Annotated in this window: 23 protein-coding genes; 4 read left to right on the top strand and 19 right to left on the bottom strand. The window is 40.5% G+C overall.

All coding sequences use genetic code 11. From position 1 onward, the window contains the following. Positions 1–11: 11 nt before the first annotated feature. Entirely contained in the window at positions 12–674 is a 663-nt protein-coding gene (sdaAB, locus tag ACW0TQ_RS16440; protein ID WP_042535097.1) for an L-serine ammonia-lyase, iron-sulfur-dependent subunit beta, read from the bottom strand. Between the two features lie 236 nt (positions 675–910). On the opposite strand from sdaAB, the gene ACW0TQ_RS16435 reads away from it, so the two are divergent. Then, a complete protein-coding gene (locus ACW0TQ_RS16435) occupies positions 911–2,167 on the top strand; it encodes an NCS2 family permease (protein ID WP_042535099.1) in 1,257 nt (418 codons plus the stop codon). Positions 2,168–2,223: 56 nt separating this feature from the next. Here the strand turns inward: ACW0TQ_RS16435 and ACW0TQ_RS16430 are convergent, their stop codons facing one another. Together ACW0TQ_RS16430 and ACW0TQ_RS16425 are read right to left on the bottom strand one after the other, a co-directional pair. After that, positions 2,224–3,882, bottom strand: a complete 1,659-nt coding sequence (locus ACW0TQ_RS16430; protein WP_042535101.1) for a DAK2 domain-containing protein — start codon at positions 3,880–3,882, stop codon at positions 2,224–2,226. A 19-nt stretch (positions 3,883–3,901) separates the two neighbouring features. Further along, on the bottom strand, positions 3,902–4,264 hold the full coding sequence (locus ACW0TQ_RS16425; protein WP_042535103.1) for an Asp23/Gls24 family envelope stress response protein: 363 nt from the start codon (positions 4,262–4,264) through the stop codon (positions 3,902–3,904). A gap of 388 nt (positions 4,265–4,652) precedes the next feature. Between ACW0TQ_RS16425 and rpmB the strand changes: the two genes are divergently transcribed. Beyond that, positions 4,653–4,841: a 50S ribosomal protein L28 gene (gene rpmB / locus ACW0TQ_RS16420; protein ID WP_010649390.1), complete on the top strand. Its 189-nt coding sequence runs from the start codon at positions 4,653–4,655 to the stop codon at positions 4,839–4,841. 252 nt (positions 4,842–5,093) lie between these two features. Here rpmB and spoVM read toward each other — a convergent pair whose 3' ends face one another. The 14 genes from spoVM to ACW0TQ_RS16350 form a co-directional block, all read right to left on the bottom strand. Beyond that, the gene (gene spoVM / locus ACW0TQ_RS16415; protein ID WP_042535106.1) at positions 5,094–5,177 is read right to left on the bottom strand and encodes a stage V sporulation protein SpoVM; all 84 of its coding nucleotides are present in this window, start codon (positions 5,175–5,177) and stop codon (positions 5,094–5,096) included. A gap of 123 nt (positions 5,178–5,300) precedes the next feature. Further along, positions 5,301–5,948, bottom strand: coding sequence for a thiamine diphosphokinase (locus ACW0TQ_RS16410; RefSeq protein WP_042535108.1), 648 nt, complete (start codon positions 5,946–5,948; stop codon positions 5,301–5,303). After that, a complete protein-coding gene (gene rpe, locus ACW0TQ_RS16405) occupies positions 5,945–6,601 on the bottom strand; it encodes a ribulose-phosphate 3-epimerase (RefSeq protein ID WP_193063355.1) in 657 nt (218 codons plus the stop codon). Before rpe ends, ACW0TQ_RS16410 begins: the two co-directional genes overlap by 4 nt. Before the next feature lie 2 nt (positions 6,602–6,603). Next, entirely contained in the window at positions 6,604–7,485 is an 882-nt protein-coding gene (gene rsgA, locus ACW0TQ_RS16400) for a ribosome small subunit-dependent GTPase A (RefSeq protein ID WP_042535112.1), read from the bottom strand. Next, positions 7,486–9,699 (bottom strand): Stk1 family PASTA domain-containing Ser/Thr kinase, encoded by a 2,214-nt coding sequence (gene pknB / locus ACW0TQ_RS16395; RefSeq protein WP_455725841.1) that lies wholly within the window; start codon positions 9,697–9,699, stop codon positions 7,486–7,488. Beyond that, the gene (locus tag ACW0TQ_RS16390) at positions 9,696–10,457 is read right to left on the bottom strand and encodes a Stp1/IreP family PP2C-type Ser/Thr phosphatase (protein WP_042535116.1); all 762 of its coding nucleotides are present in this window, start codon (positions 10,455–10,457) and stop codon (positions 9,696–9,698) included. Before ACW0TQ_RS16390 ends, pknB begins: the two co-directional genes overlap by 4 nt. Before the next feature lie 400 nt (positions 10,458–10,857). After that, on the bottom strand, positions 10,858–12,204 hold the full coding sequence (gene rsmB, locus ACW0TQ_RS16385; protein WP_455725840.1) for a 16S rRNA (cytosine(967)-C(5))-methyltransferase RsmB: 1,347 nt from the start codon (positions 12,202–12,204) through the stop codon (positions 10,858–10,860). Between the two features lie 7 nt (positions 12,205–12,211). Continuing rightward, a complete protein-coding gene (gene fmt, locus ACW0TQ_RS16380; RefSeq protein ID WP_455725839.1) occupies positions 12,212–13,153 on the bottom strand; it encodes a methionyl-tRNA formyltransferase in 942 nt (313 codons plus the stop codon). A 509-nt stretch (positions 13,154–13,662) separates the two neighbouring features. Further along, on the bottom strand, positions 13,663–16,071 hold the full coding sequence (gene priA / locus ACW0TQ_RS16375) for a primosomal protein N' (RefSeq protein WP_193063351.1): 2,409 nt from the start codon (positions 16,069–16,071) through the stop codon (positions 13,663–13,665). Further along, complete coding sequence (gene coaBC, locus ACW0TQ_RS16370) at positions 16,068–17,276, bottom strand: bifunctional phosphopantothenoylcysteine decarboxylase/phosphopantothenate--cysteine ligase CoaBC (RefSeq protein WP_042535122.1); 1,209 nt, start codon at positions 17,274–17,276, stop codon at positions 16,068–16,070. Before coaBC ends, priA begins: the two co-directional genes overlap by 4 nt. A 268-nt stretch (positions 17,277–17,544) precedes the next feature. Continuing rightward, positions 17,545–17,739 (bottom strand): DNA-directed RNA polymerase subunit omega, encoded by a 195-nt coding sequence (gene rpoZ, locus ACW0TQ_RS16365; RefSeq protein WP_084613001.1) that lies wholly within the window; start codon positions 17,737–17,739, stop codon positions 17,545–17,547. Then, positions 17,736–18,356 (bottom strand): guanylate kinase, encoded by a 621-nt coding sequence (gene gmk, locus ACW0TQ_RS16360; protein WP_042535124.1) that lies wholly within the window; start codon positions 18,354–18,356, stop codon positions 17,736–17,738. The genes rpoZ and gmk overlap by 4 nt, the downstream gene beginning before the upstream one ends. A gap of 27 nt (positions 18,357–18,383) precedes the next feature. Then, positions 18,384–18,644, bottom strand: a complete 261-nt coding sequence (gene remA / locus ACW0TQ_RS16355) for an extracellular matrix/biofilm regulator RemA (protein WP_042535126.1) — start codon at positions 18,642–18,644, stop codon at positions 18,384–18,386. 253 nt (positions 18,645–18,897) lie between these two features. Continuing rightward, positions 18,898–21,552, bottom strand: coding sequence for a calcium-translocating P-type ATPase, SERCA-type (locus ACW0TQ_RS16350; RefSeq protein WP_455725838.1), 2,655 nt, complete (start codon positions 21,550–21,552; stop codon positions 18,898–18,900). Between the two features lie 100 nt (positions 21,553–21,652). On the opposite strand from ACW0TQ_RS16350, the gene ACW0TQ_RS16345 reads away from it, so the two are divergent. Both ACW0TQ_RS16345 and ACW0TQ_RS16340 read left to right on the top strand, forming a co-directional pair. Next, positions 21,653–23,356: an Rqc2 family fibronectin-binding protein gene (locus ACW0TQ_RS16345; RefSeq protein WP_256704857.1), complete on the top strand. Its 1,704-nt coding sequence runs from the start codon at positions 21,653–21,655 to the stop codon at positions 23,354–23,356. A gap of 167 nt (positions 23,357–23,523) precedes the next feature. Continuing rightward, positions 23,524–24,066: an NADPH-dependent FMN reductase gene (locus tag ACW0TQ_RS16340; protein WP_193063344.1), complete on the top strand. Its 543-nt coding sequence runs from the start codon at positions 23,524–23,526 to the stop codon at positions 24,064–24,066. 56 nt (positions 24,067–24,122) lie between these two features. Here ACW0TQ_RS16340 and ACW0TQ_RS16335 read toward each other — a convergent pair whose 3' ends face one another. Then, entirely contained in the window at positions 24,123–24,545 is a 423-nt protein-coding gene (locus tag ACW0TQ_RS16335; protein WP_042535135.1) for an organic hydroperoxide resistance protein, read from the bottom strand. A 273-nt stretch (positions 24,546–24,818) separates the two neighbouring features. Continuing rightward, a complete protein-coding gene (locus tag ACW0TQ_RS16330; RefSeq protein ID WP_455725837.1) occupies positions 24,819–25,685 on the bottom strand; it encodes a LysR family transcriptional regulator in 867 nt (288 codons plus the stop codon). Positions 25,686–25,774 lie beyond the last annotated feature (89 nt).

Here is a 25,774-nt window from a genome sequence, read left to right as displayed (position 1 = left end):
ATTCCCCCTTTTTAACTTACAATCTTTGCAATAGAGATAATGTGGTCAGCAGCCTGCAGCTCCTGTAATATAGAATCTTCTATATTCTGATCCACCTCAATAACCATCAGCGCCTCTTTGCCAACGTCTTTTCGATTTACTTCCATATGTCCAATATTCAATTCATATTTTGCCAGAATTCTCGTTACCGATGCAATCGCGCCAAAACGGTCATTATGCATAATTAGAATAGCGGGATGATTCCCGGATAAACGGAGCTCAAAGCCGTTCAATTCTGTAATCTCCACTTTCCCTCCGCCAATAGATATTCCCATCAGCTCTTGCTGTTCTTTGTCATCGCCGATAATCATACGGACTGTATTCGGATGGTCTACTGCTGCACTATCCTCAATAAACTCAATCTCTAATCCTTGTTCTTTCGCCAGCTGCAAAGATTTACTAATTTGCGGGTCATTGGTTTCCATACCTAAAAGGCCGCCGACAAGCGCAAAATCTGTTCCGTGTCCCCGATAGGTTTTAGCGAATGATTCATAAAGATGTATTTTTGCCCAGGCGGGCTGTCTTCCAAATAGGTTCCGGGCCGCTTTTCCAATACGTGCTGCTCCTGCCGTATGTGAACTGGAGGGTCCTACCATAACCGGACCGATAATATCGAATACGGAATTATATTTCATAAAAATAACACCGCCCTGTAATTGTTTTAGCTTTCCACTACTATTATAACAAAAATACGAGTTTCATTCACAATTTATTCATGAAAAAGCAACCATGCGTTCGAATCTCTTACAGTGATCTAGGCTAAATCCTGGGAATATTGACTTTCTGAACATCTTCTTATAATATTCAATTGTGGATAAAGATTTCATTCTTTATTGGGCGGGAGAGGGATAATAATATATTGAGGTTTCCTATGCAACAAAAAAATACGTTAAGAAAAGACATTGTTGCTGGTGTTATCGGTTATCTGACAACGGTATATATCGTCGTTGTAAATGGGAGCATCCTAAGTGAAGCAGGGCTTTCATTAGAAAACGGGATGATAGCAACCATTTTAGCGAGTTTTGCCGGCACTGTCATGATGGGGTTTTTCGGAAAACTTCCTCTCATCTTAATTCCTGGTATGGGGATTAATGCGTTATTTGCATTTTCAATTATTGGAAATAATGGATTTAGTTTCCATGAAGGTTTAGCTGTTGTCTGTTTAGCAGGACTATTATTTATGGTTACCGCCTTTACGAAGCTCAGCACCATCTTAAAAGAGGCTATACCGGACTCCCTGCAGCACGGGATAACAATCGGATTAGGGTTTTTCTTAATTCTGATTGGTGTTGAAAATAGCGGAATTGTTACAAGCGGAGAACAAACTGTCATTACAATCGGTGATTTTACTTCGCCAACTGTGATTGCAGGACTGATTACATTATTTGTTGCTATCTACCTGTTTGTAAAAGGGGTTCCAGCTAATTTTTTAATCACCATGATTGTTGGTACTTTCATTGCTATGGCATTCAATGTTCCGACAAATGGCGTTTCATCTGTAAGCTTTAACTTGGATGAATTACTATTTATTCCTTCATTTACAGCAATTGGCGACATCTCTTTTTGGCTATCTGTATTTACATTGACTTTAATTTTGATTTTTGAAAACATGGGTACACTATCCAGCCAATTAGATATGCTGAAATCACCTGAATCTTTTCAGAAATCTTATCGGATTACCGCAACATCTTCGTTTCTTTCTGGTATATTTGGGACATCGCCTACAATCTCAAGCGCTGAAAATGCAGCTGTGATAGCATCAGGAGGAAAGACTGGCAGAGCAGCGATAACTGCTGGTTTCTTATTTTTGGCTACGGTGGTATTTATTCCATGGATTTCCATTATTCCTGCAACAGCAATGAGCCCGATTCTAATTATTGTTGGATTCTTAATGGTTCAAAACATGAAATATTTGCCATGGAATCAATTTTCCGAATGTATCCCGGCACTGCTCATTATAGTGATGATTCCATTCACCTATAGTATTGGTGATGGAATGGCATTTGGTTTTATTGCCTATCCTATAGTGCAACTGGCTCTCGGAAAGAGAAATGAAATATCTAAGCCGCTGCTGCTCATATCCACTTTGTTTTTTATCGAGTTTGTTTTAAAGATCGTTGGTATATAAATAAAAGAAGCGTCCAGCCTGATTACAATATCAGAGTGGACGCTTCTTTATTTTTTTTACTCAACCGAGAAAATATAAGAATAGATAGGCTGTTCTCCGCGATGAACTTCAACTTCGATTTCATCATACTTTTCTTCCACATAAGCTTCTAATGCTTCGACTTCTTCTTCAGATACATCTTCTCCTGAAAGAATCGTTAAGATTTCACTGTCCTCCGAAATCATTTTATCAATCAGATCTTGAGCCGTTTCTTGTTTTTCCTTATGTGTTGTTACAATCTTTCCTTCATCAATCCCCATAAAATGCCCTTTAGCAATATCGATGCCATCAATTTGGGTATCCCTTACTGCATAAGTGATTTGCCCGCTCCGTACTTGCTTTCCTGCCTCTTCCATCACAGATTTATTTTCATCCAAAGATGATTCGGGATGGAATGACAGCATAGCACTGATGCCTTGTGGTATCGTTTTAGTCGGAACCACTCTAACATGGTCGCCGGCTAATTCTGCCGCCTGCTCCGCTGCCATTTGGATATTTTTATTATTAGGAAGGATAATGATTTTCTTTGCATTTGCTTTTTCAATTGCATCGGTAATATCCTTCGTGCTCGGGTTCATTGTCTGTCCGCCTTCAATGACTACGGCAGCCCCTAAGTTTTCAAACAGTTCCTTTAATCCATTTCCCATTGCTACAGTCACAATGCCATAAGCGGATTTTTCTTTTGGCGCTTCTTTTTTATCTCCGACAATTGCTGTGTGCTGTTCCCGCATGTTTTCGATTTTCAGATTAATCAAGCTGCCATACTGCTGGGCCAGATTTAAGCACGTGCCTGGAGCTTCAGCATGTACGTGCACTTTTACAATTTCATCATCCGCAACAACAAGGAGGGAATCTCCCCATTCACTTAATTCATTGCGGAAAGTCGTTTCATCAAAAGGATGATCTTTTAATTTTTCATCTTCTAATTTCACCATAAACTCTGTACAATATCCATATACAATATCCTCAGTATTCATGAAATCCTGAGTTACTTTATGATGTTCGGCATTGATCATTTCGTCCATTTTACCAGCAGCATCAGATTCTTCCGGCAGTTCTTCACCCTTTAGCGCAGCAAGAAAGCCTTCATAAATTGTCACCAGACCTTGACCGCCCGAGTCCACGACCCCTACTTCCTTTAAAACAGGCAATAGATCAGGAGTACGTTTTAACGATGCTTTTGCTTCTTTTAAAATTTCTTCCATGAATGCAATGATGTCCAAATTATTATCGGAAATTTCCATTGCTTTATTTCCGGTATCTTTTGCTACGGTAAGAATAGTTCCCTCTACAGGCTTCATAACCGCCTTATACGCTGCATGGACAGCCCCTTCAAAGGCTTCAGCAAAATCTTTTACATAAAGCTCTTTTTTTCCTTCACATGCTTTCGCAAAGCCGCGGAAGATCTGGGATAAAATCACACCAGAATTCCCTCTGGCTCCCATTAATAATCCCTTCGAAAAGGCACTTGTAACTTCATAAACCTTGTCTGTTTCCAGTTTCTTCACTTCATTTGCTCCAGAAGTGATTGTTAAGTTCATATTTGTTCCAGTATCCCCGTCAGGAACAGGGAAAACGTTTAATGCGTCAATTTTTTGTGCATTATTTGAAAGATGGTAAGCTCCGGTCAGCACCATCTGTGATAATAACGCTGCATCTATTTTCTCAACTGCCACATCTTCTCCTCCTTCTGCTCTATTCCTTTTCTACTCGGACACCTTGAATAAATATATTTACCGAATCAATTTCTAAACCTAAGGATTGACTAAGTGTATATTTTACCTGTGATTGCACATTATGTGCCACTTCAGAAATTTTTGTACCATAACTTACAATAATATACAAGTCAATATGTAGCTTCCCGTCTTCTTGACGCACGACAATTCCTTTTGAATAATTCTCTTTGCGCAGTATTTCTGAAATATTATCTTTAATTTGGCTTTTCGATGCCATTCCTACAATTCCATAGCATTCAACAGCTGTTCCACCAGCTATTGTTGCAATAACATCTGTTGTTATCGTAACGAGTCCATCGTTTGTATGCAACTCTATTGACATAACTACAGCTCCTTTTATTACAAAATATGTTTAATCGCTGTCCAAACAAACTGAAGGGGACGAGTTATCGTTGCCCACTTCCATTTAATCATTCGTTTTTCCACCATATATGGTTAAAATTATACTATACGCTCTGCCATTTTAAAAGAGAGCCTGCGAGAATTCGAAAACCTGTCCACTCAACCATTGCCTTCTATTCTATGCAGAAGAAAAACTCCATTATTACAATGGATGATTTTCATTCATCTGTCAAGCAATTTTTCTTTCACAGGATGTTCAAAAAGCACACAGACTTTAACGAATAAAAAAGATTCAATTGCAATATCGGGGAAGTTATGATAAATTAAGTTAGTGGTATACTGATTTTGGAATGTAAGGAGGGAATGACATGGCTAGAAAATGTGTTGTAACTGGACGCCAAACACGTAGTGGTAACCAACGTTCTCACGCTATGAATTCCAACAAGCGTAATTGGAAAGCAAATGTACAAAAAGTACGTATTATGGTAGATGGAAAACCGAAGAAAGTATATGTATCTGCTCGTGCATTAAAATCAGGCAAAGTAGAACGTGTATAATATACGAAAATATGTGCATATGCCTTAAAAACACCATGTTTCACATGGTGTTTTTTTGTGTCTAAAAAAATTTTACTATCATTGGAGAAGTAATAAATACATATCATGGTTATCAGTTTCAGGTTTTTCTCCACAAAGAAATTATTTTCAGCTTTACTTTTTTTCTTAAATTATCTCTTTCAACTAAACGAATTTCTCTAAATTCCTCTAAAAAATAAGCTTTTGCCGTTAATGACAAAAGCTCGTTTACTATTACTTTTCTTTTTTAAATACACCAATAATCACTTTTACAAATCCGCCTACAAACTTAGGAAGCTTAATCGTATAAAATTTCATTTATAAAGGCCCTCCCTGTTTAACTATCCTATTTGCTCCTAAAGGATGTTCAAAAAGTCCGCTAAAAATGACGTATCGAACTTCTTAATCCCCTTTATCGTAATGTTGAACACTTATCATTAGTTAAACTGCATCATAACTCTTTACTAGTATTAGTATGCCTTTAGAGAAAGAAAAAGTACCTTTTTTTTGACTAAGCTCATTAGATATGCATAAAGATGATCCCCAATGTATCGTTTTATTTTCTAATGGGTATACAAATCCGGTCAATGTTAATCCGGCAGCCACAGGTGTAAATGCTAAAAAAGAAATATAAGAATATCCTTCCTCCTCCACTGAATAGCTGCCCGGCTTCAGCATTTCAATACGGTTCCCCTTATCAAGTATAACCGCACGCTTTCCTTGCTGTAATAATGGGTAAAGCAGCTGCAGATTCATTAATGCATGATCCAGCCTGCCCCCAGTTGCTCCAAACAAGTAAAATTCACTTGCTTCCTTCTTTTTTCCCGTCTCGATAGCAATCTCTAAATCCGTCTGATTCTTCATCACCGGGTGCTTATCAAAAAGCTCCGCATGTTTTTCAATAATAGCATATTCGCTTTCAGTGACAGAATCAAAATCTCCAAGTGCAATGTCTATCGTTATTCCCTGCTCTGCTAAATAAAGTGCCCCGCGATCAGCGCCAATCCAAAAATCCACTTCCTCTTGATAGGTTAACAGATTGGGTAACTGTTCTTTCGGACCATTACCTACAATGCCGACACGCGTCATTGTTTCTCTGCACTCTTGCGAATCACGTCAATGGCTGCTTTTCGGTCACGCTGATTAAAAATAGCACTTCCTGCGACTAATACATCTGCACCATTTTCCGTACATACAGGCGCAGTTTCCTCATTTACTCCGCCATCGATTTCTATTTCAAAGCTTAAGCCCATTTCTTCACGCCAGGAGGCTATCTGGGCAACCTTAGGGACAACTTCTTTAATGAAAGACTGCCCCCCAAAGCCTGGATTCACAGTCATCAATAAAACAAGATCCACTTCCGTTAAAACCGGCTTAATGGCTTCGGCTGAAGTGCCCGGGTTAATAACGACGCCAGGCTTTACACCATGGGAGCGAATCAATTGTAATGTACGGTGCAGATGCACACAGGCTTCTTGATGGACGGTAATGATAGATGCACTTTTAGCAAATTGCGGTATATATGCATCTGGATTTTCTATCATTAAATGAACATCTAACGGCAAATTTGTAATTGGTTTAATCGCATCTGCGATTAAAGGACCAATGGTAATGTTAGGAACAAAATGTCCATCCATGACATCAACATGAATATAATCTGCCCCGGCTTGTTCCACTTCTTTGATTTCTTCTCCAAGCTTGGCAAAATCAGCTGATAAAATAGAAGGTGCTATTTTTGTCATAATTAATACCTCGGCTTTCTCGTTTTAATTTCTTCTAGGAAACGTAAATAATGATCGTATCTGAAGTCAGCTATAGCTCCATCCGAAACAGCTGCTTTCACTGCACATTTGGGTTCTTTATCATGCAAACAGCCCCGAAATTTACAATCCGGCATATGAAGTCTGATTTCAGGAAAACACGGTCCCAAATCTTCCGGCTCTAAATCGGAAAACTCTAACGCACTAAATCCAGGCGTGTCCGCCACAAGCCCTTCTCCAATTGCCAGGAGCTCTACATGCCTTGTGGTATGCTTTCCCCTTCCAAGACTTTTTGAAATCTCAGCTGTTTCCAAATACAGATTTGGATCCAGTGTGTTTAATAACGATGATTTGCCGACGCCGGACTGCCCCGCAAAAACGGTCACCTTATCTTTAAAATAGGGCATTACTTCGGAAATCCATTCCGGCTCTTTGGATGATAACAGCTTCACTTCATAGCCGATCTCCTGATAGGCTGTTTGATATTCCTTAATTCTATCGATTTCTGCTTGCGCTATTAAATCCATTTTTGTAATAAGAATCAAAGGCTGAATATGCTTTGATTCTACAAGGACAAGAAAACGGTCCAGCAATAGCGGATTGAAGTCCGGAGAAGTTGCGGCACTGACAATTCCTACTTGATCAATATTCGCAATAGGAGGCCGAATAAGCTCATTCGACCTGTCTCTTACTTTCATAATGTAGCCTTCCACTTCATTACGAACTTCAAATTCCACAAAATCGCCAACTAGAGGGGTGATTTTTTTATTTCGGAATACCCCTCTGCCCCTGCAAGCATAAACTCCTTCATTTGACTGTACATAGTAGAAGCCGCTTAATGCTTTAATAATTCTTCCTACTGCCATCTACTCTTCCTCTCCATCATAGGATACAGTCCTTTCCGTAATTTCCTCGTCATCTCTGGTGATTCGATACTCGGCATCCGTTCCTGGCGCAATCGTTAATGTGAACGTCACTTCGGTATCTTCTGTTATTGTCTCTTCCCGATATACATCTGAAATATCGTTATTACTGTCACCTATATAGATTCGCACCGTTTGCTCCTCTGGTTCTGCCGGTTCTGTTTCTTCTTCATTCTCTGCATTTGCTTCTTCATTATTGGAATCTTCGTTATTCGAATCTTCATTATTTGTGTCCTCGTTCTCTGCATTCTCTTCATCTGATTCGCTGTTTTGCTCTTCGTCATTATTCCCGTCACCAGATGATTGTTCTTCGTTGTCTTCCTCTTGATTTCCTTCGTTCTCTTCTCCGCCTTCTTCAGCTGATTCCTCTTCATTATTAAGCGTATATGGAACCATATACGAAACAGAATGAGACCGCGGCGGTTCCTCTTCCGGCCCTAAAGAGAAATAAACATCAACGGTAGAACCTTTTTCAATATCTGTTCCTGATTCTGGAGATTGTCTGACAACAAGCCTTTCTTCGACATCATCTGAATGCTCTTCATGCTTATTCATAACCAATTCATTACGATCAACATAAGCTTGTGCTTCTTCTTCACTCATTCCTGTCAGGTTATTAAGGCTCACCATCTCTGGTCCAGCACTGACTTCAAAAATAACCTTCGTATCTGCTGGAACGACAGATGATTCCGGATCCGGCTGCACCTGCGAAATTATCTCGCCGACAGGCTGGTCAGAGTTTCTTTCAAAAGGTGTAATATCTTCAAAACCTTCTTGGTTCAATTGTGCTTCCACCTCTTCAAAATCTTCTCCGACAAAATCACCAAATTCCACTTGTTCTGGCCCTTGACTGACAAACAGAGTGATTGCTGCCCCTTCTTTAATTGTTCTTCCAGCAACAGGATTGGTTCTCTCCACATATCCGGCCTCAATTTCCTCCGAATTAACCTCTTCTATTTCAACTAGAAGATTTTGACTTTCCAGTGCCTCTCTTGCTTCATCTGCCGGTTCATTTACATAATCGGCTATCGTGACATCTTGAGGCTGCATCGCATACACAACCGCAGCAGTTCCGATACCGATAAGTAATAATAATAGAACCGATATCCAGATAATTTTTTTCTTTTTACTGGCAGGTTTCTTTTTCTTCTTTTCTTTTTTCTTTTTATTGTCATCATCCGGGTAGCTTTTTGTCGGCTCTGTATCCGCTTGATGAACTATCGTCCGTCCTGCTTCTGTATCATCCTCGGAAAAATCATCGTCTGTAATAATTGGAATCGCTTTTGTCTCGTCGCCTTCTTCATCCGGAATCGTAAAAGGATCCTCATGTAATTTTTCCGGTGACAATGCAGTTTCAAGAGCTGCCTCAAACTGATAGACATCTTCATAACGATAAAATGAATTTTTAGCTGTTGCCTGCAAAACAATATTCTCTACACTCTGCGGGATATCCGGGTTGATTTCTTTCACAGACGGTGTATCGCTTTGCAAATGCTTTAATGCAATAGATACTGGGGATTGCCCAGAAAAAGGCAATTTCCCAGTCAATAATTCAAACAATACAATACCTAATGAATAAATATCTGATTTTTTTGTTGCCATTCCGCCGCGCGCCTGCTCTGGTGACAGGTAATGAACAGAACCCAGGATAGAATTGGTTTGCGTCAATGCGGTTGCGCTGAGAGCCATCGCAATCCCGAAATCTGTCACTTTCGCCTGGCCAAAACGGTCAATTAATATATTTTGAGGCTTGATATCACGATGAATAATATCATTTTCATGTGCCAGCGCAATAGCAGAAGCGATCTGTTTCATGATATCCAGCGCTAGGGGAACCTCTATTGGCCCAAACTGCTGAATATACTCCTTTAAAGTCATCCCCTCTACATATTCCATAATCATATACAATACCTGATCGTCTTCACCGACGTCGAAGATATTGACAATATTCGGATGAGAGAGAGAGCTTGCAGATTGCGCTTCACGGTCAAAACGGGCAATAAACTCCTGGTCGTGTACATAGTCGGTACGCAATGCTTTAACAGCTACATCACGCTCAAGAATGGTATCTCTGGCGAGAAAGACATTAGCCATTCCGCCGCCGCCTATTTTTCTCTCGATTCGATAACGGTCATTTAGTAAGTGTCCCGTGTTCATGCAGGTTCACCTGCCTCCGAGCCTGAACCGTCATGTGTTATCAAGATAAGCGATATATTATCTTCTCCACCGCGCTGATTCGCTAAATCAACAAGTTGGCGACCTATCTCATCCATCTCGTTATCTGCCGTAATATGTTGTGCTAATTCCGTTTGACTGAGTTTATCTGACAGACCATCTGAACATAGCAGCAGCCGGTCTCCCGCCTGCCATGTCAGCGTCTTTACATCTGTATCAACTTTGGCGTCTGTCCCCAGCGCACGAATAATGTAATTTTTATAAGGATGGACCTCAGCATCCCCCTCTGTAATCTCGCCTCTTTTTACAAGCTCATTTACAAAGGAATGATCCTCTGTCAGCTGTTCAACCTGACTGCCTCTGGCAATATACAAGCGGCTGTCCCCAATGTGGGCAATCGTAAGGGAATCTCCTATTATCACTACGGCTACAAGGGTTGTCCCCATCCCTTCCAGCTGCTTGTTTTCTTGCGATTTCTGAAAAATTTGTTCATTTGTTTCTTTAATTGTTTGTTGAAACCACTGTTCAATCTCATCTGTGTTTTCAACTTGTTCGGTTTCTTCCCATCTGTTTTTAATATTATCAACAGCCAGCATACTTGCTACATCACCTGCTTGATGACCTCCCATGCCATCAGCAATAATGGCAATTGGCTGCTTGCTTTTATTTTCAAAAACACCGCCTGCATCTTCATTATGATTGCGAACTTGTCCGCAATGCGTTAAGAAAAGTCCTTTCAAGAGCTACTCCCCCTTTACAAATCCAAATATATATCCTTCTCAAATAATACTGATTACTTTTCGTAAATGAATGTCCACAAATAAGATAAAGTGAAACTTCATTTCGCGGGGCTTTTCTCCTCCACGAAATGATAATTAAACTAATCAGACTGTTACTTACTGCTGAAGTCCCGCTTAGAATTTTCGATTCTCTCTTCTCGAATCGGGAATCTTACAAAAGTCCTTCAGTGGGACGAGTAATCGCAGTCCCAGTCAATAACACCTTGATAAAACCGGAATATGCGTTTTTCATTATTTAAATATCCGTATAGACTTCTTTATAATTATGGCACATTCTTCCGTAGATTAAAACTATGCATTCTATAAGTTAAATGAAACTTTTTCCTCTAGTAAACATCCTTTACCTATTCCGTTTGATTCTTGTCAGGAAAAATCCATCTGTCTGAAAATCTTGGGGGAATAGTTGTAATCCTTCTGATGACCAGCCTGGCGCTTGTTTTAATTGTTCGGAAAGGTCCTCTCTAAAGGAGAGGTCCACACTAAATCCATCATTTTTTTCTAAAAATTTCTGGATTACTTGGTTATTTTCTTCTTTGTCAACTGTACATGTGCTGTAAATAAGCAGCCCATCTGGTTTTAAAAGTTTTGCTGCAGCCTGGACAATATCCAGCTGAATGGCTGCAAGACGTTCAATATCTTGCACCTGTTTTTCATATTTTATTTCAGGCTTGCCGTTAATAACGCCTAAGCCGGAACAGGGAGCGTCGATAAGAATCCGGTCAAAGCTTGCTTCTTCATACTTTTCATTCAGTTTTCTGGCATCCCCTTGATGGGCAGATATCGAATGTAAATTCAATACAGCTGCTTTTTCTTCGATTAATTTCACTTTTTTCTGATGCAGATCATAGGCGTGAATATCTCCTTGATCTGTCATTTTCTCTGCAATATGCGTTACCTTTCCCCCCGGCGCACTGCATGTATCCAACACTTTCATACCTGGCTCTAATTTTAATGACTCCGCCGCAAGCATGGAGCTTTGGTCCTGTATAGTTACGAACCCCCCCTGCAAAAGATTTGTTTTAAAGATATTTCCTTTTTCAATCAAAATACCCTGTGGTGAAAATTGGGATGCTGATACCATGAATCCTTCTCTTTCAAGCTGCTCTATAACCGTTTCACGATTTGTTTTCATAGGCTGAATCCGGATAGACATAGGGAAATGCTTTAAATTTTCATGGCACATTGCTTCGGTTCGTTCTTTGCCATACATTTCTATCCATCTTTCAACAAGCCAGAGCGGATGGCTTGTCTCCACTGAGATTCGTTCCACAGGATCCTTTATCAAGGATAGGTCCGGCAGACCGTCCCGCTGCATACTGCGCAATATTCCGTTCACGAAAGAAGCAATCCCCTTATGACCGCGTATCTTAGCAATTTCAACGGATTCGTGAAGCACAGCATGATCCGGAATTTTTTCTAAATACACCATCTGGTATACAGACATTCTTAACAGCTGTTTCACCCATACATCTATTTTTTTCTTATTTTTGATAAATGGTGCTAGATAATAGTCAATGGTTATTTGATTTTGTATAGTGCCATAGACTACTTCTGTAAGTAATCTTTTATCTTTTTCAATTAAACCTTTTTGCTTTAATTCCTGATTTAACAGCAGATTGCTGTATCCTTTATCTTTTTCAATCCGAATAAGAACATCAAGCATGGTTTGTCTCAGTTGATATTTCATAATTATTTTATTCTCCTAGTATGACGCCGATTTGAATCCTGTCCTGAGAAGCCTGCAAATAATCTTTTACGTTCATGCGCTTCTTTCCGGCAGGTTGAATCTCCGTTATCTTTATACTTGTTTGCTGTCCGCACTGCACTGTAAAAGAGGAACTGTCCTTCGAGATAATTTCCCCCGCCGGTTTGGACGATGAGCTTTCTGCTGCTTCTTCTCCCCACCAGATTTTCATTACCTTGCCTTGATAGGTAGTAAATGCAACAGGCCAAGGGTGGAGCCCTCTTATTTGATTATAAATCTCTGCGGCGGGTTTATTCCAGTCAATCTTTTCTTGTTCCCGTTTAATGTTTGATGCGAAGGTTGCTAATGCTTCGTCCTGCTTCTGAGGTGTTATTTTAGAAGCAAATAAATCAGGCAGGGTTTGAATAAGCAAGTCTGAGCCAGCTTCTGCCAGCTTATCATGCAATGTTCCGACATGATCGGTGTTTTCTATCTCTACTTCTACCTGCGTCAGGATATCTCCCGCGTCCAGTTTTTCCGCCATATACATGATGGTTACTCCTGACTTCTGCTTCCCTTGTATAATGGAATAATGAATCGGCGCACCGCCGCGCAGTTCCGGAAGCAGGGAAGCATGTACGTTTATTGCTCCAAATGGTGCTATATCCAGCACCTCCTTAGGCAGGATTTGCCCGTAGGCTGCCGTTATAATCAGGTCCGGCTTTGCATCTGCCAGCGCTTGAAAGTCATTCTTTAGCTTTTCAGGCTGAAATACCTCTATGCCATGTTTTAAGGCTTCTTCTTTGACCGGAGTCGGGGTAATAACTTTTTTTCTTCCTTTCGGCCGGTCCGGCTGGGTTACAACAAGCACAACTTCATAGTTATTTTCGATAATTTTTTGTAAAACAGGGACAGCAAAGTCTGGTGTCCCCATAAAAACGATTCGTTTCAAATTTATTCCCTCATTTCCTTCCAGTTATATAAATTGAAATTAATAGCTACCGCTACAGAAAAACACTACGCTTTCCGTGGGCTTGAGCTCAGCCTCCTCGAAAAAAAGAAGTTCGCTTTTTTTCTGCGGGGTCTTCCCTCCGCGCTTTCCCACAGGAGTCTACGTGTTTTTCTTCCGCTAGTTACTGTTTTCAATCATTATTTCGTCATTTTTATAAGAAAAATAAAGTGTAATTTCTTACTTCAATTTATATAGATTAAATTATGTTCAAAAAGTTCGATAAAAAGGACCGAGAAGATCGAGGCAGCGCAGCATTGAGTAGCGGAACGTATGCTTATAAATACGTGAGCAACTCTTTTAATGGGACGAGTAATCGCAGCCCCAACGGAAATGCAAGCTAACGAGCTTTCACAGGATATGGTGACTTCTGCGTTGTCCACAGGACGTGGACGTTCTTAGTAGAAGTTCCTTTTTTTCCATGTCATTTTTATTGGACTTTTTGAACCTCCTCACATCATATAATACGGCTGCATATCGATGAACAACTGCAGCGTCTGCTTCCGTATCTCATCAGCATATGCCGATTGAATTTGTTCTAAATAGTTTATTAAGTCAGGTTCATGCTTGTATTTTATCATGCACTGATACCGATATCTATCTTTTATCCGTGCAATAGTGGAAGGTGTCGGGCCTAAAATAGTTGTTCCAGGTGACACAATCTCACTCAGCTGCTTTACAATCTCCCCCGTAACCTGTACGGCCCGGGCATGATTTTCATGCGATACGGTGACTAATACAAGGAAAACAAACGGCGGATATTGAAATGCTTTTCGGACAGCCATTTCATGCTGATAAAAATCTAAAAAATTGTGGCCGGCAGCATATGTCACACTATAATGCTCCGGCGTATAGGTCTGCACAATTACATTACCCGTGAGCTCATGTCTGCCTGCTCTACCGCTTACTTGCGTCAATAATTGAAAAGTACGCTCGGAGGCACGGAAATCAGGAAGATGCAGCATCGAGTCTGCTGATAACACTCCGACCAATGTCACATCTTTAAAATCCAAGCCTTTGGCAATCATCTGTGTCCCTAGTAAAATATCTGCTTTCTTCTCTGAAAACTGTTTTAATAATTTTTCATGAGAACCCTTGCGTCTCGTTGTGTCCACGTCCATCCGAATCACGCGAGCTTCCGGCAGAAGCTTCGCCAGGGACTCTTCCACCCGCTGGGTACCTGTTCCAAAGTAGCGGATAGAATCACTTTCACAGGATGGACAATGTGCTGGAACCGCCTGTTCGTAGGAACAATAATGACATTTAAGCCGATGTGAGTTCTTATGATAAGTTAATGCAATATCACAATGTGGACATTCGGATACATGGCCGCAATCACGGCACATCACAAACGTCGAATATCCTCTGCGATTTAAGAGCAGTACAATCTGTTCTCCACGCTCCATACAAGCCTTCATATTTTCCATCAGCGACGTAGAAAACATGGTCCGGTTGCCGGCATGCAGTTCTTTGCGCATATCGACAATCTCAACACTTGGCATTTGCTGCTGATTCGTACGGCTGGCAAGTGTTAACAGTTTGTAGACACCTTTTTTAGCTCTGGCATAGCTTTCTAACGAAGGCGTTGCACTGCCAAGCACAACCGGACAGCGATGACTGACCGCTCTTTCTATCGCAACGTCCCGGGCGTGATACCTTGGCTGGTCTTCCTGTTTGTAGGTTGTTTCATGCTCTTCATCAATAATAATAATACCAATATTTGAAAAAGGAGCAAATATCGCAGAGCGGGCACCGACAACCACTTGCACCTGCTTTTGCTGAATTTTTCTCCACTCGTCATACTTTTCTCCGGCAGAAAGACCGCTATGCATAACTGCTACACTGGATCCGAATCGGCCTTTAAAGCGGCGGACCATCTGCGGCGTTAACGAAATTTCCGGAACAAGAACAATCGCCTCCTGTCCTTTTGAAATCACATGCTGGATTGATTGCAGATAAATTTCTGTTTTACCGCTTCCGGTAACACCATGTAATAGAAATATATTATCCTCTTGATTCTCAATAGAGGCCATCACCGGTTTGATGGCCTCCGCCTGTTCTTCCGTAAGTTCGAATGCTTCTGTCTGTTCAATTGGCTGATTCTTATAAGGATCACGGAATACTTCCTGCTGAAATGTCTTTACAATCCCTTTGGATACCAACGTTTTCACAGTCTGAGCAGAGGTGCCTAAAGTTTGAATTAATTTCGCCTGTTCGATCGGCTCCGGATACTCAATAAAGAATTGAATCAGCTCTTTTTGTTTTTTTGCCTGCTTGGATAAATCCTCTAACGCCTCCATGGCACGCATTTCTGATACATCCAATTGCACCATGGTCAGCTGTTTTTTCGTAATTCTTGACTTCACATGATAGTAAATCGTAATATTTCCAGCTTCTATTTGTTTTTGTAATTGATAATAGCTGATAGAAGAAGCTGTGAATTCTTCAAATGAAATGGATTCTCTGCCTGCAAACAAATCCTCTAATTCCGGGCTGAGAAATTCGTCTGTCTCCCGTACCAAATCCTTCGTGTACTGGGATTTTAATACCTGGGGCAGCATCGTTTGAAATACGGTAATATATAAGCTAAGTGTTTTTTTGGCGACTGATTTCCCCAGCTGGAGCAGTTCCTCTGTTAAAACAGGTGTTATATCTAACACCTCATGCAGTTCTTTTACTTTTGATAAATGTGTTTCCTTCTTTAATTGGACAACAAACCCCATAATCTTCCGCGGTCCAAATGGCACAGTGACGCGCATACCGGGAGTAATGATTTCATGATATTTTTCTGGAACTAAATAGTCGTATGTTTGATTCGTTGCACTTGTCGGCACATCAACGATGACACTGGCAATTTTCAAATGGAATCATCCTTCATATCTTGTAAAATACAATCTAAGAGCTGGACTGCTATCTGTTTTTTGGTGGCCTGCTTCAATTCAATGACCGATTCCGCCTTATTAATGTAGGAAACAATATTTGTATCTCCTTCAAATCCTGCTCCCTCACGGCTGACATCATTGACAACAATAGCATCTAAATTTTTCTTCTTCCGTTTTCCCAGTCCATATTCAATAGGGGTGTCTGTTTCTGCAGCAAATCCGACTAAAAATTGATTTTCTTTTCTTTCTCCAAGTTTTTTTAGTATATCCTCTGTCCGTTCCAGAGTTATTACATCATCGCCTTCTTTTTTCTTCATCTTAGATGTTTGTACCTCTTTGGGACGGTAATCGGCTACCGCAGCTGATTTGATGACAATATCTTTATCAGCAAACTGCTCGTTCATCGCATCATACATTTCCTTGGCAGAAACAACATCGATTCGTTTTATCGATGGATGCTGCGCCTCTATCGACACAGGTCCCGCAACTAACGTAACATCTGCGCCCCGTTCTGCAGCTGCTTCAGCTAAAGCAAAACCCATTTTTCCGGAGGAACGGTTGGTGAAGAAACGTACCGGATCAATCATTTCCTTTGTCGGTCCGGCAGAGACAAGCACCTTTTTCCCCTGCATATCGAGTGTTCTCTGCTGATGACGTTCCAACACAGAAATAATTTCCTGGGGTTCTTCCAGACGGCCTTTTCCGACATAACCGCAGGCTAAATAACCATCACCCGGCTCGATAAAATGGTACCCCCACTTTTCAAGCTGTTTCATGTTTTGGATAACAGCCGGATGATCATACATATGCACATTCATTGCCGGAGCAATATATACCTCGGCCTGCGTTGCCAGCATGGTGGTGGAGAGCATATCATCTGCCTGCCCATGGGCCATCTTTGCAATAATATTCGCTGTTGCCGGAGCAATAATGGCGATATCCGCCCAGTCCGCCAAATCAATATGCGCTATTTTCTTTGGATTTTTTTCATCAAAGGTATCTGTATACACTGGATTTCTTGTTAATGCCTGGAAGGTTAACGGTGTAACAAATTCCGTCGCACTTTCTGTCATGATAACCTTCACTTCCGCACCAAGCTGTGTCAGCTTACTTGCAAGCGCACTTACCTTATAGACAGCAATACCGCCTGAAACACCTAAAAGTATTTTTTTCTGATGGAGCATGGAAAACATCCTCTCTATGATTTTTCTTCACGTATTCGTATGCTAAATAAGCATTTACATTTAAAAACATATTTCAACATTTTTTTATCTTCTCTATACATAGTTATAACATATAATAGGCTTTCTCTGCCGAATGAAGGCTTGGAAAAGAGGCCGGGCAAAATTTAAAACAACTCCGCTGCAAATAGAAAAACCTCTGCACCCCGAACAATTCTTGTATGAAGAATTATTCGCTGTGCAAAGGTCTTTATTGTTCTGTAATTTACACTTATTTTTTAATATAAAGCTTTCCAGCCTCAATTTCTTCTAATGCTTTCCCAACAAATTTATGCGATTTGGGACGGTCTACTAAAACTTCATTTGTTTCGCTCAGTTCTCTCGCTCTTCTGGCCGATAAAGTGACTAAACTGTATTTTGATTTAATTCTCGTTTGCAGTGAATCAATAGAAGGTTCTAACATCATGATAACTCATCCTCCAAAATTTGCTTATATTGTTTTGCGATTCTTTCCCGCTTTAAATGCTCACTTTTGATAATTGCTTTTACTTTATCAACTGCTGTTTCTACCTGATCATTGACGACAACATAATCATAGGCATCCATCATTTCTATTTCATTGCGAGCTTCCTTCAAACGGTTTAAAACAAGTTCCTGTGATTCTGTACCACGATTAACGATACGATTTTTCAACTCTTCTAAACTAGGAGGGAATAGGAAGATAAATACACCTTGAGGGAAATTTTTCTTCACTTGCATTGCTCCCTGCACTTCTATCTCAAGAAAAACATCAAGTCCTTTTTCAATTGTTTCCTCTACATATTTTCTCGGAGTCCCATAATAATTATTTACATACTGGGCATATTCTAAAAGCTCGCCTTCTTTCACCAGCTTTTCAAATTCTTCACGGGATTTATAAAAATAATCGACACCATCGACTTCCCCGGTTCTTCTGTCTCTGGTTGTCATGGAAATAGAATATTGAAGATCTAACTCTTCCTCAAATAATTTTTTACGAACTGTACCTTTTCCTACTCCTGATGGACCAGATAAAATAAATAAAATGCCTTTCTCTTTAATCAAACCATTTCCTCCTAATTTCCAGCTTCGTTATTCGTCTGCAATTTCATCGTTTGTCACAAGCCGTTGTCCTACTGTTTCAGGCTGCACTGCAGATAATACAACATGATCGCTATCCGTAATGATAACAGCTCTGGTACGTCTGCCATAGGTAGCGTCCACTAACTTATTATTATCTCTGGCGACCGTAATAATTCGTTTTACTGGTGCTGATTCCGGAGACACGATAGAAATAATGCGGTTTGCGGAAACAACATTACCAAAGCCAATATTTATTAAACTTAGATTCAAAATTTTTCCCCCTGCCATTTCTTTTCTATCTATAATAGTACCATTATACTGTATCTTTATTGAATTTTATACTATAAACTTTTTTGTTACAAGAGCAAAACCAAGAAATAGGAAAATAGAGTGAGATTTACAGGCTTTGAATTGCTTGGTTTATCCGTTTTATATAAGTGCCTGCAAATATTGTAATACACATTTTAAATAATGAAAACAGCTATCCGCCTTATCATAATAAATGGGATAGCTGTTTCCTGTCTTATCTTTTAGTAAATCCAAATAATACGGTCGGTAATGCTCCCAGTCCGACAATCAGGCACCAGTCAACCACAGACAAGCTGACGGTATGGAAAATCGGCTGAATCGGCGGGAAGTAAATAACAACTAAGAGCAGCAGCATGGACGACAGTACAGCTAAAATCAGGTATCTGTTTTCAAACAAATTTCTTGCAAAAATAGATTTTTCGCTGCGGCAGTCAAATACATGAATTAATTGTGCTACCACCAGAGTTGAGAAAGCAATAGTCTGCGCATAGACTAAATTGCTTGGGTCATTCTGGTAAGCAACAATAAATGCAATTAAGGTGACAACCCCAATCAAAATTCCCCTGCTGATAATCTTGTAACCGAGCCCTCGGGAGAAAATGCCTTCACGTGGATTCCGGGGTCCCCGCTTCATGACGTCTCCTTCCGCCTGATCCACACCTAATGCCATGGCCGGCAGTCCATCTGTCACTAAGTTCACCCATAGTATTTGCACAGGCACAAGCGGCAGCGGCAGTCCAAGCAGCATAGCAAAGAGCATCACTAAAATTTCTCCTACATTGGAAGCCAGCAGATAGCGGATAAACTTACGAATATTTTCATAAATATTTCTGCCTTCCTGAATAGCCGATTTAATGGTTGCAAAGTTATCATCCATTAACACGAGCGATGATGCTTCTTTTGTGACATCTGTTCCACTTATTCCCATCGCAATGCCTATATCACTTGCTTTCATCGCTGGTGCATCGTTGACACCATCTCCTGTCATTGCAACAATATGTCCTTTTTCTTGAAAGGCGTTGACGATTCGAAGTTTATGCTCTGGCGTGACACGTGCAAAAACATACGTATCTTCAATCGTATCCACTAATTCAGCGTCTGACATCTGTGTTAATTCTTTTCCTTCCAATACTTTCCCGCTCTCTGGAAGAATTTCTAAATGGTTTGCAATTGCTCTTGCCGTATGCGCATGGTCCCCTGTTATCATCACCGTTTTGATTCCGGCTTCTTTACATTCGCGAACGGCTGCTTTTACTTCTTTTCTAGGAGGATCCATCAGCCCATACAGGCCAATCAAGGTCAAATCCTCTTCCAGCAATGCTGTATCTAATGAATCGGAAGGGGATAATACCCGAAAACCTATCGCAATCGTTCGGAGTGCTTTTTCCGCCATCCCTACCATTGCTTGTTCTGTCTGTTTACTCTGTTCCTTTGTTAAAATAGTCTTTCCATCCTTTGTTTGAATATGGGATGACCTCGGCAGCAGCATGTCCGGTGCACCTTTTGTAATCAATAAACGCATGCCATTATCATCTTCTATTACGACACTCATCCGCTTCCGATCGGAATCGAATGGTATTTCTTTGATAATCCGAAAAGGCTGTTTATCATTTTCATGAAAACCAAATTTATATGCTGCAACAAGTAACGCACCATCTGTCGGATCGCCATCCACTACATTCTTTCCTTTTTTTGTAGAAATGGAGGCATGATTACACAGCATGCCATATAGCAGCATCGATTTTAAATTAGAATGAGAATCCTCTACCTTCTTCTGATTATATAAAAAATCTCCCTGTGTCTGGTATCCGTCCCCGGTAACATATAATGTTTTTCCATTTATATATACTTCCTTTACCGTCATTTGGTTTTCTGTCATGGTGCCTGTCTTATCCGAACAAATGACGGAAGCACATCCCAATGTCTCTACCGCCGAAAGCTTTCTTACAATGGCTTTCTTTTTAATCATCCGCTGGACACCAAGTGATAAAGCAACCGTAACAATCGCCGGCAGTCCTTCAGGAATAGCAGCTACCGCTAAGGAAACTCCTGCTAAAAACATTTCATACATTGGGTGCCCTTGGAATATCCCTGCCCCGACCACGAGTATCGTTAAGAATAAGGCGACAACAATCAGGATTTTCCCCAGCTCGGCCAATTTCATTTCAAGCGGTGTAATGGTCTTCTTGGTATTATCCAACAACGTGGCAATCTGTCCCATGACTGTTTTCATTCCTGTACCGACAACAATTCCTTCACCTGATCCCCGTGTAACTAATGTCCCCATAAAAGCCATATTCACTTGATCCTGGGCTTCTAATCCGTCCATTCTAATTTCTTTGGTATGTTTCGCAACAGGAAGGGATTCTCCTGTCAAAGCAGACTCCTCGGTTTCCAGGCTGGTTGTTTTAATCACTCTTACATCTGCTGGAACTCTGTCCCCGCTTGTAAACCGGACAATATCTCCTACCACAATGTCTTTGGATGGAATCTTGACCCACTGTCCATCTCGTCTGACACTGGCTATCGGCGCAGATAATTCTTTCAGTTTTTCTAGTGAATTTTCTGCTTTCTGCTCTTGAAAATAACCAATGATTCCATTAATTAATACAATCACCATGATCGCAATCGCATCAATATACTCCCCTAATAATCCGGCTATCAACGTGGCAGCTAATAAAACTAATACCATAAAATCCTGAAATTGCTTTAAAAACAAAATCCATCCAGGTATTTTTTTCTTCGCTGCTAGAACATTCTCGCCATATTGCTGACGTCTTTTCGCAACCTGCTTCTCTCCTAACCCGACATTCGATTTTACTTGTAATGTCTCTTCTAATTTTTCGGTTGTAAGCTGATACCATTTCATTATACATTCCTCCGGCAGACATAAATTGTACAAGCACTTAATCCATTTCTATGCCTCAACATCTAAAAAGATGCTATAATTGCCGATGAGGTGATTACTTATGCCATTCGACGGTATTGTAACAAGAGCGGTTACAGAAGAATTAAGAACGAAATTAGAAAGAGGAAAAATCAATAAAATCTATCAGCCATCGGAAACAGAGATTGTGATGACAGTCCGCAGCCAGTCTGTAAACCACAGCCTGCTTTTTTCTGTCCATCCCACCTATGCCCGTTTTCATATTACGAACGATTCCTATACCAATCCGAAAGAACCTCCTATGTTTTGTATGGTGCTGCGGAAGCATCTGACCGGAAGTGTAATTGAACAGATCGAACAAAAAGGAATGGAGCGAATCGTTACATTTACTATCCGGACTCGTAATGAAATAGGAGATATCAGTTATAAACAATTAATTATCGAACTCATGGGCAAGCATAGTAACTTTATTTTAGTCGACCAGGAAAAGGGGCATATTATTGACAGCCTGAAGCATGTTTCTCTGTCCCAAAACCGGCACCGGATGATTTTGCCGGGTCAGCAGTATCAGCTGCCGCCTGACCAGCATAAGCTTTCCATTTTAGATACCGACAGTGATTCCATTGTGAAAAAATTAGATTTCAATGCTGGCAAAATGGATAAACAGCTGCTTGGGTTATTAGAAGGCTTTTCCCCATTTGTGACGAAAAAAATGATCGAGCGTGTCCACCTTGGCACGAATCAGGATTTTGAGAATATGCTTTCCCTTGTTCAGAAGCAATTACAGGAAAATGATTATCTGCCTGCTATCTATCAGGAACCAAAAGAAGATTTTCATGTACTGTCTTTTCCAGATGAACCAGCAGACACGGTTTTTGAAGAGGTCAATACAATGCTCGATGCCTTTTACTCCGGCAAAGCCGAGCGGGACCGGGTCAAGCAGCAGGCAAAAGACCTCTATCGCTTTATTAAAAATGAACAGGATAAAAACGTCCGCAAGCTGAAAAAACATCGGCAGACGGTAGAAAAATCTGAACGGGCAGATCATTATCAAAAAATGGGGGAGCTTTTAACGGCGCATATGCATTTAGTCAAGCCGAACCAAAAAGAAATCTCCGTTGTAGATTATTATGATCCGGATCAAAAAGAAATCACTATTCCGTTAAACCCGAATAAATCACCAAGCGGCAATGCACAGAATTATTTCAAAACCTATCAGAAGCTGAAGAATTCCCGTAAGATGATGGAAACAGAAATCAAACGGACGAACGAAGAAATCGTTTATTTCGATCAGTTATTGCAGCAGTTGGATGTAGCAAGTACCGATGATATTGAAGAAATTCGCGAGGAACTCCGGGAAGAAGGATATTTGCGAAAACAGCGTGCTTCGAAAAAGACGAAAAAACCGCAGAAGCCAAAACCTGAAATCTACCAGTCTTCTGATGGCACAACGATTTTAGTCGGGAAGAATAACAAACAGAATGAATACGCCACGATGCGGCTGGCACACCGCGATGATATCTGGCTCCATACGAAGGACATTCCCGGTTCACACGTAATCATCCGGCACAGAGAGCCAAGTGAAAAGACATTAGAGGAGGCTGCTGTTTTAGCTGCTTATTACAGTAAATCCCAGCAATCTTCTTCTGTACCGGTAGACTACACGTTGATTCGCCACGTAAAAAAACCGAATGGCTCGAAACCCGGGTACGTGACGTATGATAATCAAAAAACATTGTTTGTGACGCCGAAAAAAGAGATGGTGGATCAACTGAAAGTAAAATAAAAATCTGGTGTATCATTTCTCTGACGTGATACACCAAATTTTTATGAATAAAATATCATCCGGATTTATCGCCTAAACCAATCATTAAATTAGAGCCTTCTCCTTCTAAATGATAAACTCATACTATAATTATTAATTAAAATCATCTGGAAAAGAGGTTAAAATATATGAAACTTGTTGGAATATCAGGTGCACTTGCAGGAGATAAAACATCGATTGTTGTTAATCAGATTCTAGTCCACGCTCGCCGTTTCGATTCATCCATAAAAACGGAATTAGTGGACTTAAGGGATTATGAAATCGACTTTTTTAACGGTGCTCCCTTGGCAGACTATAATGAAGATACCTGGGATGTAGTTCAAAAAATTGCTTCCGCTGATTTCCTTGTGTTTGGGACTCCAATTTATCAAGCATCGATTTCTGGAGCGTTAAAAAATCTGTTTGACCACTTACCGGAATACACTTTTAAACATAAAGTAACGGGAATGGTTGCTACTGGATGGTCAGACCGGCATTTTCTTGTCATGGAATATCATCTAAGATCGATTCTGTCTTATTTTAAAGGCTTAGTTCCAACCGGGAATGTGTTTGTCCATAATAGTGCTTTTAATATGGACAGTGATGAAATTATTGATGAACGTGTTTTGGAAAGACTTCAAGCGCTTGGAGAGGAAATGGTTTCCTTGCAGCAGGGGATGAAAAATCAGTAATCTATGTATAAAAAAATCCAGCCTTTATCGGCTGGAATTTTTTTATACATAGATTTTTAAACTGCGGTCGGTTTCAGTTCAACATCAATATTACCTCTCGTTGCTTTCGAATAAGGGCAAAATTGATGCGCAGCTTCTGCCAGTTCTTCCGCTTCTTTCTGATCAACGCCTTCTATTTTGATATGCAGAGTTGCGCCGATTTTAAAGCCGTCGTCAGCAGGGTCTTTCATAAAATGAACTTCTGCTGTTGTTTCTGACGTAATATTTTTTCCCTGATTGGATGCCATTAAATTAAGTGCCCCATCATAGCAAGCTGCGTAACCAGCAGCAAAGAGCTGTTCCGGGTTGGAGCCTTTTTCATCTGATTTATTTCCGGCTGGATTAACTAAGTTAACATCGATAATCCCATCATCTGATTTCACATGTCCGTCTCTGCCGTTTTGTGCGGTTGCTTTTGAACTGAAAATAATATTACTCATTGAAATCACTGCTCCTTTATCATTTAATCTAATGGTACTATTTCCTTTATTCATTTTCTTTAAACCTTTTTTCTAAAGATACTTTATTTTAATCTGCGATAAAGTGAAACTTCATTCAGTGGGAGGCCTTTTCTACCCCACTGAATGTTAGTTGAACCAATCGGGCCGTTGGCTGTTAGATCTCCTACTTAGAATGTTCGGTTTCTCCCTATTCTTGAAGCGGGAGTCTTACAAAAGCCTTTCGATGGGACGAGTAATCGCAGGCCCAGCCAGTTACACTGCGACAAAATCATAATTTTCCAGCAGCCGAAGAAAATGATCGACCTGCGGGAGCTGGCGGATCCCTTCCTGGAAGCAGACCCATGTATCTCGGGTTACTGCCTTTTTCTCTAAAAATAAAGGAATATACGGATAGTGCTCCTTCAGATGATTTGAGACACTGCCGGGCAACACGGCCATGCCAATTCCCTGCTTCATAAACTGTTTACACGTTTCGATTTGATCCACGGTCATCTTTTTTTGCGGTTTAATGTAATTCTGCTGTTCAAACAACCAGCTGTCGACAAGCTCATGCATGCTGTCATCACTCTTAAAGGAAATAATAGGTCTTTCTTTTAAAGCTTGCTCCGGAAATGGTTCTGTATCAAAAATATAGAGCGGATCATCAAACAAATGGACCGAGGTCGTTTCTTTTAATTTTTCCCCGCGAATAATGCATACATGATATTGCTTATGATTTTGTTTGATATTTTCACTAATGCCTGTTACTAAATCAATCGTTACCTTGGGGTAAGCAGCAGTGTATTCCCCTAAAATGTCCGGCAAGTAACGCTGGCTGATCAACGAAGAACAGGCAATCGACAGCGTACCTTGTATCGCTTCGCCCGTCTCTGCTAAACAATTTTTAAATTGCCGCTCCTTCTCCACCGTTTCTTTGGCATGCTGAATAATTTGTTCTCCAGCAGGCGTGGGTAATAAACGTTTTGATGTTCGTATAAATATCTCTTCTCCAAAATAGTTCTCCATGTATTTCAAACGCTGGGTAACCGCTGGCTGGGAAATGAGAATCGCTTTTGCCGTTCCCCTTATCGTGCCAATTTCATAGAGTTTTAAAAGGATTTCATAATCATCCATCCGCATAGCAAAAACCTCCGATAAGTACAGGTTATCATTTTTGATTATAATATAGTATTTTACTTATCCAAGTATATCATATAACATCAGTTTAA

This window comes from Oceanobacillus sp. M60, assembly GCF_053839645.1.
This window is presented reverse-complemented; position numbering and strand designations above follow the sequence as displayed.